Below are 11,598 nucleotides of genomic sequence, written 5' to 3' on the forward strand. Positions count from 1 at the left end.
GTTGATCAGCAGATGGACAGCGGGCCTGCAGCGGACGAGGCCGGGCGGGTGTCCCACACGGCGGAAGGAGCCTCCCTCCGGAGTATGGGGGCCACTTCGGCGGCGAACCACTGCAGCTGCTCGCGCTGCTCGCCGGCCGACAAGCCGTCGACGCTGAGGCCGAGCACCTGGTTGCCGAACGCCTCGCGATACTTCAGGATTTTCTCGATGACGCTGTCCGGGCTGCCGACCAGAATCGGGCCGTTGCGGATATTGTCCTCCAGGTCGGTGAAGGGAGACTGGTTGTGCCTGGCTGAATCGGTTCCGCTGAAGAGCTCGTAATACGGCTTGTAGCGCCGGATGGCCTCTTCCTTGGTAGCGGCGAGGTAGATGCTGCCCGCACCGGCGCCGACGACAGCCTTCTCCGGAGGATGGCCGTAATGGGCGAGCCGTTCCCGGTAATGGTCGATGAGATCCTTGTACTTCTGCAGGTGGTGAAAGGAATTCGACGAAAAGATCGGCTCGCCGGCTTGCGCGGCCAGCTCCGTCGAGAGCGGGCTCGATGCGCTTCCATGCCAGATCGGAATCGATCCGCCGAACGGCCGGGGCTGTGTCGTCACTCCGTCGAGAGGGGGGCGGTACTTGCCCGTCCAGACGACGTCCTCCTCGCTCCAAAGCCTCTTCAGCAGCGAATAGCGCTCCGCCAGCGACTCCCACTGCTCCTCCGGCGGAACGCCGAACAGAGGATAGTGGCGGGGATCGTTGCCTTTGCCGATGATCAGCTCCAGCCTGCCGCCGCTGAGCTGGTCGACCGTGGCGTAATCTTCGGCGACGCGCACGGGATCCAGCACGCTGAGCACGGATACGGTCGTCAGCAGCCGGATCGCGCGGGTGCGGCCGGCGATGGCTGTCAGCAGCACGGCGGGGGAGGAGCTGAGAAACGGAGCGCCATGCCTCTCGCCGACACCGTAGGCTTCAAAGCCGAGCGTCTCGGCAAGCTCCGCCTGGCGGATGATTTGATCGAACTTCTGCTTGGGCGTCAGCTGCTCCCCGGTAAGGGCGTGGGGAAGATTCATGACCAGGCTGAACCATGCGAATTTCATGCGGCATCTCCTCGTTATCCGGCCTGATTGACGGCGACATCCTTCTGGAAGGCGAGCACTTCTTCCCATTCGCCATGGAAGCGGGGAATGCGGTAGTAGCCCGAGCGTTCATAGAGGGCGGCCGCTTCCGGCTGCAGAGGACCGGTCTGCAGCTTGATGCTCCGGTAGCCGAATTCGGCCGCGAGCCTCTCCAGCTCATCCATGATGGCGAGCGCCACGCCTTGGCGGCGGTATTCGGGACGGGTGTACACCCGCTTGACCTCTACCGAATGCTCGTCGAGCGGCCGCAGCGCCCCGCATCCGGCGGGAATGCCGCCGATGCGGGCGACGACAAGCGCCGCCTTAGGGTGATCGAGGTCGGCGGGCTTGAAGCCTGCCGATCCGTCCTCGACCTGATAAAGGGCGGCGAGCTCGGCGCTCAGTTCCGAGATGAGCCGTTCCGCATCGGGGGAGTAAATGCTTTCCGCGGCTGCTGTCAATGTTGGCATGCCTGGATTCCTGCCTTTCGAAGGTAAGGTATGGATGATGATCTCAGATGGAATAGCTCAGCTTGCGCTGCGCGGCAGAGGGAAGCCGCTCCTCCTTGCGGCCGAGCACCTTGCCCAGAATCAGATTCTCATAATAGGCGAACCCGCTGTCTCTTTCCCGGGGCCGCCCGAGCTCGATGGAAATATCCAAGGCGACTCGGCCTTCCTCGATCAGCAGCACCCGGTCGGCGAGGGCGACAGCCTCGCTGACGTCATGAGTGACGAGAATCGTCGTGAAGCCCGATTCGGCCCAGAGCGACTCGATCAGGCTCTGCATCTCGATCCGGGTCAGGGCGTCGAGCGCGCCGAGCGGCTCGTCGAGCAGCAGCAGCCGGGGCCGGCTGGCCAGCGCGCGGGCGAGAGCGACCCGCTGCCTCTGGCCGCCGGATAGGACGGAGGGCCAGTCCTGCCCGCGGGAAGCGAGGCCGACCTGACGAAGGGCGTCCAAGGCCGTTTCCCGGTCGGTGCCAGCGGCAAGCCTCACATTGTCGAGCACGGACTTCCAGGGAAGCAGCCGGGCTTCCTGGAACAGGAAGCGGATGTATTCTTCCACGCCTGAGACAGCAGGCTCCTCCCAGGATATGTCTCCCTCCGTCGGCTGCTGAAGCCCCGCGACAAGCCGGAGCAGCGTGCTTTTCCCGCAGCCGCTGCGCCCGACGACCGCTACGAATTCGCCTGGATTCACCGACAGGCTCAGCTCCGACAGCACCGGCCTTCCGTCGAACGACATCCCGAGCCGGTTAAGATCGAACCCGATTCCGTTCTTTTCTGCATGGGCCAATCCGGCCGCCTCCTTAACGGGGAACATAGGTCGGGTTCCATTTCAGGAACCGCTTTTCAAGCCGCTTGGCGAGGCTGTCGGACAGCTTGCCGAGCAGGGCGTAGATGACGATGCTGAGCACAATGACGTCCAGCTGGAAAAATTCCCTCGCGTTCATGGCCATGTATCCGATGCCGGCATCCGCGGCGACCGTCTCCGCGACGATGAGGACAAGCCAGGTGATGCCTAAGGCGTACCGGATGCCGACGAGAATCGATGGCAGGGCTCCCGGCAGCACGATATGAACGTACAAGGAGCGCCTGCTCATCCGGTAGACCCTGCCCATCTCGACCAGACCGGGATCGACCGAGCGGATGCCATGGAACGTATTGAGATAGACCGGGAAAAAGACGCCGAGCGATACCAGAGCAAGCTTGATCTCCTCGCCGATGCCGAACCAGATGATGAACAAGGGGAGGAGTGCGAACAGCGGGATGTTGCGGATCATCTGGATCGAGGAATCCGTCGCCTTCTCCGCGATTTTGGACAGGCCGTTCATCAGCCCGAGGGCGAAGCCGATTCCGCTGCCGATGAGGAATCCGAGCATGGCCCGCATCGCGCTGATGCCGAGATTGTGCAGAAGCACGCCGCTGCGGATCGTATCGCCTAGCGTATCCGCTACGCGCAGAGGCTGAGGGAGGGTGCGCTCCGCAATCCAGCCCGCTGACGTGGAGATCTGCCAGAGGGCAAGGACGAGGACGGGAAGCGTCCAGGGGAGAATGCTGTCGCGCCAGCGCGAGGAGGCCGGACGGTTCATGGCTGCCAAGGCCTCCTTTACTTGATTTCCGATGCGAACGCATCGCTGAAGAACGAGCTCACATCCACTTTGGCTTTCAACAGGCCGACGGTCTGCAGCGCATCCGCCACATCCTGATTGGACGCGATCGCTTCCGGCGTGACCGGAAGCACCTTGGACGGACGCTGGGCCTCGCCTTCCTCCAGCGTCTTCAGCGCCGTCGCCGCATCCTGATGGGTGGCGGCGGCCGTGATCTCCGCCCATTTCTCCTTGTTCTCGCGCGTCCATTCCTGATAGCGGTTCAAGCGGTTCAGGAAGTCGGCGATCGCGGCATGCTTGCCTGGATCCGCAATCGCGGCCGGAGTCGCTTCGATCGGGAAATTGCCGGAGAGGATATCCTTCGCGCTGGCGAGAGTCGACGCTCCATTCTCATGCGCCGCAATGATGGAGTTCCCGTAGCTTGCCAGCGCGTCGACCTTGCCGCTGAGCAGGGCGCTGAGCCCGTCGGCGGTGGACAGCTCCACCGGCTGGATGTCGCTCCACGTCAGCCCGGCCTCCTGGAGAATCTTGAGCAGGAAGTAATGAGCCGTCGTCGCTTTGACGAATGCGACTTTCTTTCCCTTGAGATCGGCGGGCTGCTTGAGCGCGGAGCCTTTGGGCACGACGACCTCCTGGTTCAGCGTATTGGAATTGCTGAGGGCGATGATCTTGAAATTGCCGCCGCCGGCGGATTGGGAGGCGAAGATCGGCGGGATCTCGCTCGTCTGGGCGACATCGAGATGATCGGCCGCGATCGCTTCCAGCTGCAGGTTGCCTCCCTGGAACACGCTGAACTCGATCTTGTACGGTGTGTCGTCGACGCCCGCGGCCTTGAAGCCTTGCTCCAGGCTTGCCCAGCCGGTCTGTCCCACCCGCAGGGTGATATGGCCCAGATCGATTTGCGAGCCGGTTGAAGACAGCGCCGCCGGTCCGGGAGTGGATGGATGGCCGGCGCCGGCGGCGGAGCCGCTGCCCGAAGCCGCGCAGCCTGCCAAGGCTGCCGAGAGCAGGAGTACAGGGAGAAGCTTGATGGTCAGGTTGGACCGGTTGGCCATGTTGGATCAATCCGCCTTTCGCGATGAAGGAATGGGGTGCAGCAGCCGGTTACGAGCCGGTCATGAGATTGGCTGCGGCCGTTCTGCCGATGGCATCCGCTCCGGCTATCGCCTGGGCGATACGGACAGGAGAGGCGTCGAAAGCGAGCGCTGCCTCGGCTTCTTCCGGAAGCTGGATGCCGGAGGCGATTTCCTGATGCGCCTTGAGCCGGGAAGGCTTGAAGCCGAGCTCCTCCAGCGTGACGGGAAGCCCGATCCGGCGGAACAGCGCGGCAAGCGGCACCGCTTCATCGGCTTTGCCCTCCAGAACGAGCTGCGACAGCAGGCCGAAGCCGACCTTTTCTCCATGCAGCGTGCCCTGCGTCTCCGGGAACCACGTCAGCCGGTCATGGATGGCATGCGCGAACGCCGCTCTGCGAACGCCGCTGTGGATGCTCCCTGCCAGTCCCGCCAGCACGATGACGGCATCGATGGTTTGGCTGAAGGCTTCGCCGACCGGAGGGGACAGGACATCGACGGCTTCATATACCCGAGCCGAATGGGAGGTCAGCAGATCCAGCGCCAGGCGGGCGGCGTGAAGGCTCAGCTGAAGATCAAGGCCGGGCTGCCTGCCAGCCGGAGCATTCACGCCATGCTCATGCCATTTCACGATCGTGTCGGCGATGCCGGATGCGAGATAACGGCGAGGGGCTTGAGCGAGTACGCGGGCATCGGCCAGCACCAGCTCGGGAGAACGCGAGAGAGGCAAGTAGCCGGCGGAGCGTCCGGCGTCGTCATATAGAACGGCCAGGGCAGACCAGGCTGCGCAGGTCGCGGCAACGGTAGGGATCGCCAGCACGGGAAGGCCGAGCTTGTCTCCGACGGCCTTCGTCAGGTCAAGGACGGAGCCTCCGCCGATTCCGATCAGAAAGGAAGGATCGAGGCGCTCGGCCTCAAGGGTGTAACGGCCGATCTTCTCCTGGGTGCAGTAGCCTTTGAACGACAGCTTGGAGAATGGGATATGGGCTTCTCCGAGACGGGAGGCAAGCTGCGAGGATACGAGATCCCAGGCGGTGTTTCCGCTAATAATGACCGCGATCCGTCCCTCCCAGTCCTCCAGCAGGCCCTTCTGCTCCAGAAGGGCGGATTCGTTTCGATACAATAAGGGAGCTTTGATGGCGATCATGGGCTAACCTCCGATTCTTCCTGAAAGGAATGTGTTGCTGCGGTGGAACCGCAAAAAGAGGCTGAAGCGGCAGCGATGCGTTGCTGCGAGCTCCAGCCTCCGGCGGTCCGGTCGGCTGACGGATTAAATCACAGTAATTAAGGTGGAATAGTGTTGATTAGAAGTATAGGAGCGGCAGGGCGCTGCTGTCAATTCATCCGGCGATAGAAAAGTCCGATTGAAACCCAATAAAAATCAATTCAAAAAATAGACAGGAAAGTGTTGACATCACTTTATTCTTCATGTTATATTATTTCTTGTGATTCGCGGTCATGGCGGAATTGGCAGACGCGCTAGATTCAGGTTCTAGTGTCAGCAATGACGTGGAGGTTCAAGTCCTCTTGACCGCACCACCCTAAGAATAATCCAGCTCTTGAATCAGTCCTTGTGACGGTTCAGGAGCTTTTTGTTTGATTGGGATCCGAAATGTGCCGGAGTTGGCGACATGGAGCGCCCATCCCATTTGCGAGTGTCGCATTGAGGAGGATGTCCCTTCATTCAAATGGGAATCGAGCAGGAAATATAACCGACCAAGTTGAAATCGTTCCTTATTTTTCATATCAACTCCATTTGAAAAGGCCGAGGGAAAGCACCCTCGGCCTTTTTGTTCGCTTATCGTTTGTTCGCTTGAATGTCTCCATTCAGGTTATCGGCCGAACCGAGGATTTTCCCGATCCGCCGTTTTCTGTTCCTGCAGCTCCCGATCCCCCGTTCGAGCGGCATTTCATGACCTGCTGCTTCAAGTCTTCCGGCGGCTTGAATGGGTACAAAAAAACTTGCCTCTCACTTTTATAATATGACAGGATGTCGTCATATTACTCCATGTACACTGGTTGAGAAAAGTAGTTTTACATCCTAATCGAAAATCGGAGAGTGTGCAAAGATGGAAAACGTAAAATCGAAAGTCGTTATTGTAACAGGGGCATCGAGCGGAATTGGAAAAGCAACGGCACTGCTGCTTGGTAAATACGGAGCAAAGGTAGTATTGGCAGCAAGAAGAGAAGAACTGATCCAGGCGATTGCTGAACAAATTAATCAGAGCGGGGGCAGCGCCGTATATGTCAAAACAAACGTCGCATCGGCAGCGGAGATGCAAAAGATGTCCCGATACGCTTTAGAGCAATACGGAAAAATAGATGTATTGGTCAACAACGCCGGAATTATGCCATTATCTTATCTTCACGAGTTGAAAATTCAGGAATGGGAAAACATGGTCGACGTCAATATAAAAGGCGTCTTATACGGGATTTCGGCGGTACTGCCTACGATGAGAGTACAGAAGTCGGGACATATAATTACGGTTTCCTCGGTTTCCGGATATCGGGTAGATCCCACTTCAGCCGTATACAGCGGCACCAAGTTTGCCGTCAGAGCGATTTCAGAGGGACTGCGGCAGGAAGAATCGCCCATCTCCAATATCCGAACGACCATCATCTCTCCCGGAGTCACAGCCACGGAATTAACGGACTCCATCAGTAGTCCGGACGTCAAGAGCTGGGTGAGTGAAATGAATCAGGTAGCCATTTCGCCGGAGAGCATTGCAAGAGCGATTGTATATGCGATTAATGAACCCGATCATACAAGCATCAATGAACTGATCGTCAGGCCGACTGTTCAGCCTACCTGATAATAAGCTTACGAATCAAGCTGGGAATGTCCTATATTAGGATTCCTTTATCGTCTACACTGCATAAGAGGTGATTGTGATGCCGATAAGCCGACATTTCGAAATCGTATATATGCTCTTAAATAAGAAGACGATAACGGCCGGTGAGTTGGCAGAGCGTTTTGGGGTTTCCACCCGAACGATATTCAGAGACATCGACGTGCTCAGCGCAGCAGGCATCCCTGTGTACTCCAGCAAAGGGAAGGGTGGCGGGATTTCGCTGCTCGACGGTTATTCCTTTCATGCATCGCTGTTGTCCGAACGGGAGCAAGAAGACTTGCTGGCGGCTCTGCAGAGCTTAGCTGCTGCCGATTATCCGGAAATAAATACGGTTTTGCATAAAATGGCACGTCTTTTCAAGAAGGAAGGAAGCTATTGGCTGGAAGTAGACTTCTCGCCTTGGGGAAGTGGAGACAATCGCCGCCAGTTGTTCCCATTGCTTCGCCAAGCGATTGCCGATCATTTTTTGATTCAATTTCGGTATTTTAATACTGCGGGCCACGAGAGCTTCCGGACAGCAGAACCTGTACAATTGATTTTCAAGAGCAAATCATGGTACTTGGCGGCTCACTGTGTAACAAGCGGCGCTCCCCGTGTATTCAAAATCAGCCGGATGAAAGACGTCGCCGTGACGGAAAAACGCTTCGAACCAAGAGAAGCAGCCGCCGCCATCGATCTTGCAGAAGAACACGCCGTTCGCGATACGGTTCGAGTCACATTGAAGATAGGGGCAGACGGTGCTTACCGGGTTTACGATGATTTTGACGATGCAATGATTTCCGTCCATGAAGACGGAACCTTTACGGTCATAGCGGACCTTCCGAAGGGAGCATGGCTCGAGAGCTACCTCCTTTCATTCGGAAACCTGCTGGAGGAAGTCGGTCCCGATGATGTACGATCGAGCTTGCTGGCGCAGATAGAGGGACTGATAAGCAGGCTAAGTCCCAGTCAATAGGCGGAAAGCCAACTTTTTCGAATAAGGAGCGGTTATGATGAGCCAAACCGATTTGCCAGCGGTTGTGTTGGATTATATTGAAGCTTCTAACCGACACCATGTGGAGGGCTATGTTAATGCCTTCTCTGAGCATGCGGTGATTGAAGAAAACTCTCTCGGACGGAATCTCCTAGGCAGGCAGGAGATTGCCGATTACTTTATTGCTTATTTTGTCAAAACAAATACCATAACGGAAATAATCGATTTTACGGTGAACTCTGATGTCGTCAACATGCGTGTCCTGTTTAAAGGCGATTTTGCAGGCAATGAAATTATTGGAGTGTATCAATTCGACTTGAAAAATGGCCGAATCGAAAAATTAAAGGCCGATCTAGAATAGCTGGCTGGTTCAAGGTCCTCCCCGTCAGGTCTCCCGGTTACGCAAGAGCGGTTTGATTAGATGAGTATTTTTGCAGGCACAACTCAAAAACGCGAAGCCGTTCATTAAGGCTTCGCGTTCTTTTTGCTCCATATATGGCTGCGCTAACAGGAAGGGGAGAACTGGACGGCAGTGAAGAGGGACGGCTTCCAAGAATGGAGAGGGCCAGTTTTCCCCTTACATAAAACGCATCCCTTCTCTGCAAAATGAAGGGGAAACCTTCAGGGGGTGCTGATCATGAGAAACGCAATCTGGAAAGCCGCGGCGGCCGGCATGCTTGCAATCGGGCTCTTGCCGCAGCAGCATGTGTCGGCGAGTCCGCCGCATCGGGTGGCTGTCGTCATTGACGACTTCGGCAACAACATGAAGGGCACCGAGGAGATGTTCAAGCTGCCGGTGCCGATTACGGCCGCGATCATGCCCTTCATGCCCTCCACGCATGCCGACGCGGAGAAGGCGCATGGCCTCGGCCTGGATGTCATCGTCCATATGCCGATGGAGCCGAACAAGGGCAAGCCGGAGTGGCTGGGGCCGGGAGCGCTGTTCAGCAGCATGACCGACGAGCAGGTGCGCCTCGCGGTGCAGAAGGCGATCGACGATGTGCCCCATGCGGCCGGAATGAACAACCATATGGGCAGCAAGATTACGGCCGATGAGCGCATCATGCGGATCGTCCTGCAGGTATGCAAGGAGCGGGGATTGTTTTTCCTCGACAGCCGGACGACCTTCAAGACGGTCGTTCCGAAAGTCGCGGCTGAAGTCGGGGTTCCCGTCCTGCGCAATGACGTCTTCCTGGACGATGTGTATGAAGCCGGCCATATCGCCAGACAAGTCGATAAATTGAAACAGCTGTCCGCTGGCCAGGCGGACAGCATCACGATCGGGCATGTCGGCACTCCGGGCCTCATGACCTCGGGAGCGTTGTCCCGGGCAGCCGGCCGCATGGCGGGCACGACCCGGTTCGTCCGGCTGTCCGAGCTTGTACCGGCCTCAGCGGAAGAGCAGCTTATATTGCCGAAGCCCTGAAGCGACGGCTTCGGCTACCTGCTCCTGGCCCTCCCGCGAAGTCAGCATGGACCTGTCCCCATCATTGCTGATGAAGCCCATTTCCACGATGACGGCAGGCTGCTTGACCGTATTGAGCAGATAGAATGGGCTGCCCGCGCGGGGCAGCTCATTCGTTTTTTGCTGCCGGTTCAAGGAGTCCTGGATGCATAACGCGAGCAGCACGCTTTCGCCGCGCTCTTGATGAAGCACGACCGGTCCGCGGGCAGCGGCTCTGCGGGACCAGTTCACATGCAGGCTGACGAGCAGGCCGGTGTGGATCTCCTCCGTCAGCTGGCGCCGCTGGGACAAATCCCGCTGATGGCGGGAGCGGCTCGGATGCCAGCGGTTCTCCTCGCTGAGCGCGTAGTCGGAGCTGCGGTTCAAGACGGCGCTGATCCCTTTTTGCTGCAGGCTGGCCAGCAGTTTCTTGCCGACAGCAAGATTGATGTTCTTCTCCAGCACATCCTCGTAGGAAGTTCCGCCGTCGATGCCTCCATGGCCGGCGTCGATGAGAACTTCGGCATAGGGGAGAGCCCCTTTGTACCTGGGGCCGGCATCGGAATCCGGCGAGTCGGAAAGGGTCCCGGCTGCCGCTGTACCCGGTTGGAGAACCAGGGCTGCCGCAAGCGCCGCGGCTGCGAACCATCGCAAATCCATTTGCAATCCTCCATAAGGCAAAGTTGTCCGAACCTTTATACTTTGCCGCAATCAGGCAGGACTATTCGCGTTTGCTCCAAGAAGTTATCGGACATACTAAGCGCATAAAGAGGAGGCGACAAAGATGGACCCTGAAGATTGGATCAAATATATGACCGAGAAGCTGGTTGTCTATGTGGAAACGCCCCGTGAAGTCCGCAAGCAGAAGCGCAGCGATCATAAGCAGGCCAAGGAGCCTTGGCTGACGCGCTGGTTCGGCGTCCCCGGCATGAGCATGCTGATCTGGTTCAGAGGGCTCCGCCGCAAGGAGGGTTGATTTGCCGCTTGCGGCAGCCGATGCCGTTCCGCTCGAAGGATGCTCTGCTCAGACGCGGTAGAACTGGCCTGTCAGCAGTGCCTGCTCAAGGGTAATATACCGTTTGGCAGCCGATTCCGTGTTGACGAAGGAAGCATAGGCTTGGCCCGTCGTCCAGCGGTGAAGGCCGGCTGCCTGCCACACCTGAAGAACTTTGGCGGCATACAGCTCGGAGGCGTAATCCAGCGGACGGCCCGACTTGAGGATGGAAGCGAGAGAGCCGGGGGTCGGGCTGCCGATCGGCTTGGACACGAGCCAGCTGAGCCGCTGCATCGGATCGGATGAGCGCAGCGTCCGGGCATACGCTACCGCCATTTTGGACGGCGGGGCCGCAGACGAGGGAGACAACGCCAACGTTGTCTTTTTTTCGTTCCCGGAAGCATTGGCATCGGATGAGGACAAGGTGTTAAGCTGCTTGGCCCAGTCTTCGTCGGAAATGGGGAGGAGTTCTCCGGTCCAGGCGTCGGCATAGACGACCTCGCGGTCTTGGCTGACGACCCTCCATACGGCTGCGGCAGGCGAGGCGTAGAGCCTGGTCAGCTGTGCAGCCGCCACATTCTGCTCCTTGAGCTTCCTTTGAAGCAGGGCGGATGAATAGAGCGGGTAGGAACCCGCTCCGTATTCTCCAAGCGAATATCCATCCGGCTGCCTGGCGTTGATGATCATGTATCCGGCTGTCCGTCCGGCCTTGTCCAGCGTCACGAGCCAAGAATGGGTGCCTGGACCGAGCGGCTCGATGACGGCACGGGCGCCCTTCCAGCCGGAAAATTCCGGTTGGGCGGACAGCGCCGCCCGCCACGCTTCGGCTTGTTCCGCCAGTCCCGGAGCGGAAGCGGCCGGAGCCGCGGCATGAGCCGCCGCATTCGCCAGGAACAGGACGCAAAGCAGAACCGCGATGGCGGTTGACGCGGTGCCCGCATATTTTCTTCTCATTTTCTTCAACATCCCCCAGTCGTATCCGCTATAGAGTGACAGCAGGCTTGGTTCCGAAGCTTGTCTAATCTGATTGTAGAGCGGCCGCCGCGAGAAGAATGCTG

13 protein-coding genes and 1 tRNA gene are annotated in these 11,598 nt (G+C 58.4%); 6 read left to right on the forward strand and 8 right to left on the reverse strand.

Annotation, left to right across the window (positions count from 1 at the left end; all coding sequences use genetic code 11):
- Positions 1 to 5: 5 nt before the first annotated feature.
- The 6 genes from CIC07_RS09665 to CIC07_RS09690 are packed head-to-tail and all read right to left on the reverse strand — an operon-like array spanning position 6 to position 5,424.
- Positions 6 to 1,082 carry an LLM class flavin-dependent oxidoreductase gene (locus tag CIC07_RS09665; RefSeq protein ID WP_076358111.1) on the reverse strand — a complete coding sequence of 359 codons (1,077 nt, stop codon included), beginning with the start codon at positions 1,080 to 1,082 and terminating at the stop codon, positions 6 to 8.
- Between the two features lie 14 nt (positions 1,083 to 1,096).
- The gene (locus CIC07_RS09670) at positions 1,097 to 1,570 is read right to left on the reverse strand and encodes a GNAT family N-acetyltransferase (protein ID WP_076358110.1); all 474 of its coding nucleotides are present in this window, start codon (positions 1,568 to 1,570) and stop codon (positions 1,097 to 1,099) included.
- A gap of 43 nt (positions 1,571 to 1,613) precedes the next feature.
- On the reverse strand, positions 1,614 to 2,417 hold the full coding sequence (locus CIC07_RS09675) for an ATP-binding cassette domain-containing protein (RefSeq protein ID WP_083688344.1): 804 nt from the start codon (positions 2,415 to 2,417) through the stop codon (positions 1,614 to 1,616).
- A complete protein-coding gene (locus tag CIC07_RS09680; RefSeq protein WP_076358109.1) occupies positions 2,404 to 3,186 on the reverse strand; it encodes an ABC transporter permease subunit in 783 nt (260 codons plus the stop codon). Before CIC07_RS09680 ends, CIC07_RS09675 begins: the two co-directional genes overlap by 14 nt.
- A gap of 17 nt (positions 3,187 to 3,203) precedes the next feature.
- A complete protein-coding gene (locus tag CIC07_RS09685) occupies positions 3,204 to 4,259 on the reverse strand; it encodes an ABC transporter substrate-binding protein (protein WP_076358108.1) in 1,056 nt (351 codons plus the stop codon).
- A 49-nt stretch (positions 4,260 to 4,308) separates the two neighbouring features.
- Positions 4,309 to 5,424 carry an iron-containing alcohol dehydrogenase family protein gene (locus CIC07_RS09690; protein WP_076358107.1) on the reverse strand — a complete coding sequence of 372 codons (1,116 nt, stop codon included), beginning with the start codon at positions 5,422 to 5,424 and terminating at the stop codon, positions 4,309 to 4,311.
- A 305-nt stretch (positions 5,425 to 5,729) separates the two neighbouring features.
- Here CIC07_RS09690 and CIC07_RS09695 point away from each other — a divergent pair.
- The 5 genes from CIC07_RS09695 (at position 5,730) to CIC07_RS09715 (ending at position 9,528) form a co-directional block, all read left to right on the forward strand.
- Positions 5,730 to 5,816: transfer RNA gene (locus CIC07_RS09695), tRNA-Leu, on the forward strand.
- 530 nt (positions 5,817 to 6,346) lie between these two features.
- Positions 6,347 to 7,090: an SDR family oxidoreductase gene (locus CIC07_RS09700; RefSeq protein ID WP_076358106.1), complete on the forward strand. Its 744-nt coding sequence runs from the start codon at positions 6,347 to 6,349 to the stop codon at positions 7,088 to 7,090.
- A 79-nt stretch (positions 7,091 to 7,169) separates the two neighbouring features.
- Positions 7,170 to 8,084: a helix-turn-helix transcriptional regulator gene (locus CIC07_RS09705; protein ID WP_076358105.1), complete on the forward strand. Its 915-nt coding sequence runs from the start codon at positions 7,170 to 7,172 to the stop codon at positions 8,082 to 8,084.
- 34 nt (positions 8,085 to 8,118) lie between these two features.
- Positions 8,119 to 8,463 (forward strand): nuclear transport factor 2 family protein, encoded by a 345-nt coding sequence (locus tag CIC07_RS09710; protein ID WP_121235019.1) that lies wholly within the window; start codon positions 8,119 to 8,121, stop codon positions 8,461 to 8,463.
- A 276-nt stretch (positions 8,464 to 8,739) separates the two neighbouring features.
- A complete protein-coding gene (locus tag CIC07_RS09715; protein WP_076358103.1) occupies positions 8,740 to 9,528 on the forward strand; it encodes a divergent polysaccharide deacetylase family protein in 789 nt (262 codons plus the stop codon).
- Here the strand turns inward: CIC07_RS09715 and CIC07_RS09720 are convergent.
- A complete protein-coding gene (locus CIC07_RS09720; RefSeq protein ID WP_076358102.1) occupies positions 9,493 to 10,206 on the reverse strand; it encodes an N-acetylmuramoyl-L-alanine amidase in 714 nt (237 codons plus the stop codon). The genes CIC07_RS09715 and CIC07_RS09720 overlap by 36 nt on opposite strands.
- 124 nt (positions 10,207 to 10,330) lie before the next feature.
- On the opposite strand from CIC07_RS09720, the gene CIC07_RS09725 reads away from it, so the two are divergent.
- Positions 10,331 to 10,522, forward strand: coding sequence for a YqzE family protein (locus CIC07_RS09725; RefSeq protein WP_076358101.1), 192 nt, complete (start codon positions 10,331 to 10,333; stop codon positions 10,520 to 10,522).
- Between the two features lie 48 nt (positions 10,523 to 10,570).
- On the opposite strand, the gene CIC07_RS09730 is transcribed toward CIC07_RS09725, so the two are convergent.
- Complete coding sequence (locus CIC07_RS09730; RefSeq protein WP_076358100.1) at positions 10,571 to 11,494, reverse strand: hypothetical protein; 924 nt, start codon at positions 11,492 to 11,494, stop codon at positions 10,571 to 10,573.
- Positions 11,495 to 11,598 lie beyond the last annotated feature (104 nt).

Origin of the sequence: Paenibacillus sp. RUD330 (assembly GCF_002243345.2) — a bacterium.
In the GTDB taxonomy this organism is placed as follows: domain Bacteria; phylum Bacillota; class Bacilli; order Paenibacillales; family Paenibacillaceae; genus Paenibacillus_O.

Excerpts from the sequence above, each read along its gene's own strand:
- CIC07_RS09700 (WP_076358106.1), top strand. The coding sequence starts at position 6,347 with ATGGAAAACGTAAAATCGAAAGTCGTTATTGTAACAGGGGCATCGAGC.
- CIC07_RS09665 (WP_076358111.1), bottom strand. The coding sequence starts at position 1,082 with ATGAAATTCGCATGGTTCAGCCTGGTCATGAATCTTCCCCACGCCCTT.
- CIC07_RS09710 (WP_121235019.1), top strand. The coding sequence starts at position 8,119 with ATGATGAGCCAAACCGATTTGCCAGCGGTTGTGTTGGATTATATTGAA.
- CIC07_RS09675 (WP_083688344.1), bottom strand. The coding sequence starts at position 2,417 with ATGTTCCCCGTTAAGGAGGCGGCCGGATTGGCCCATGCAGAAAAGAAC.
- CIC07_RS09715 (WP_076358103.1), top strand. The coding sequence starts at position 8,740 with ATGAGAAACGCAATCTGGAAAGCCGCGGCGGCCGGCATGCTTGCAATC.
- CIC07_RS09725 (WP_076358101.1), top strand. The coding sequence starts at position 10,331 with ATGGACCCTGAAGATTGGATCAAATATATGACCGAGAAGCTGGTTGTC.
- CIC07_RS09690 (WP_076358107.1), bottom strand. The coding sequence starts at position 5,424 with ATGATCGCCATCAAAGCTCCCTTATTGTATCGAAACGAATCCGCCCTT.
- CIC07_RS09670 (WP_076358110.1), bottom strand. The coding sequence starts at position 1,570 with ATGCCAACATTGACAGCAGCCGCGGAAAGCATTTACTCCCCCGATGCG.
- CIC07_RS09705 (WP_076358105.1), top strand. The coding sequence starts at position 7,170 with ATGCCGATAAGCCGACATTTCGAAATCGTATATATGCTCTTAAATAAG.
- CIC07_RS09720 (WP_076358102.1), bottom strand. The coding sequence starts at position 10,206 with ATGGATTTGCGATGGTTCGCAGCCGCGGCGCTTGCGGCAGCCCTGGTT.
- CIC07_RS09680 (WP_076358109.1), bottom strand. The coding sequence starts at position 3,186 with ATGAACCGTCCGGCCTCCTCGCGCTGGCGCGACAGCATTCTCCCCTGG.
- CIC07_RS09685 (WP_076358108.1), bottom strand. The coding sequence starts at position 4,259 with ATGGCCAACCGGTCCAACCTGACCATCAAGCTTCTCCCTGTACTCCTG.
- CIC07_RS09730 (WP_076358100.1), bottom strand. The coding sequence starts at position 11,494 with ATGAGAAGAAAATATGCGGGCACCGCGTCAACCGCCATCGCGGTTCTG.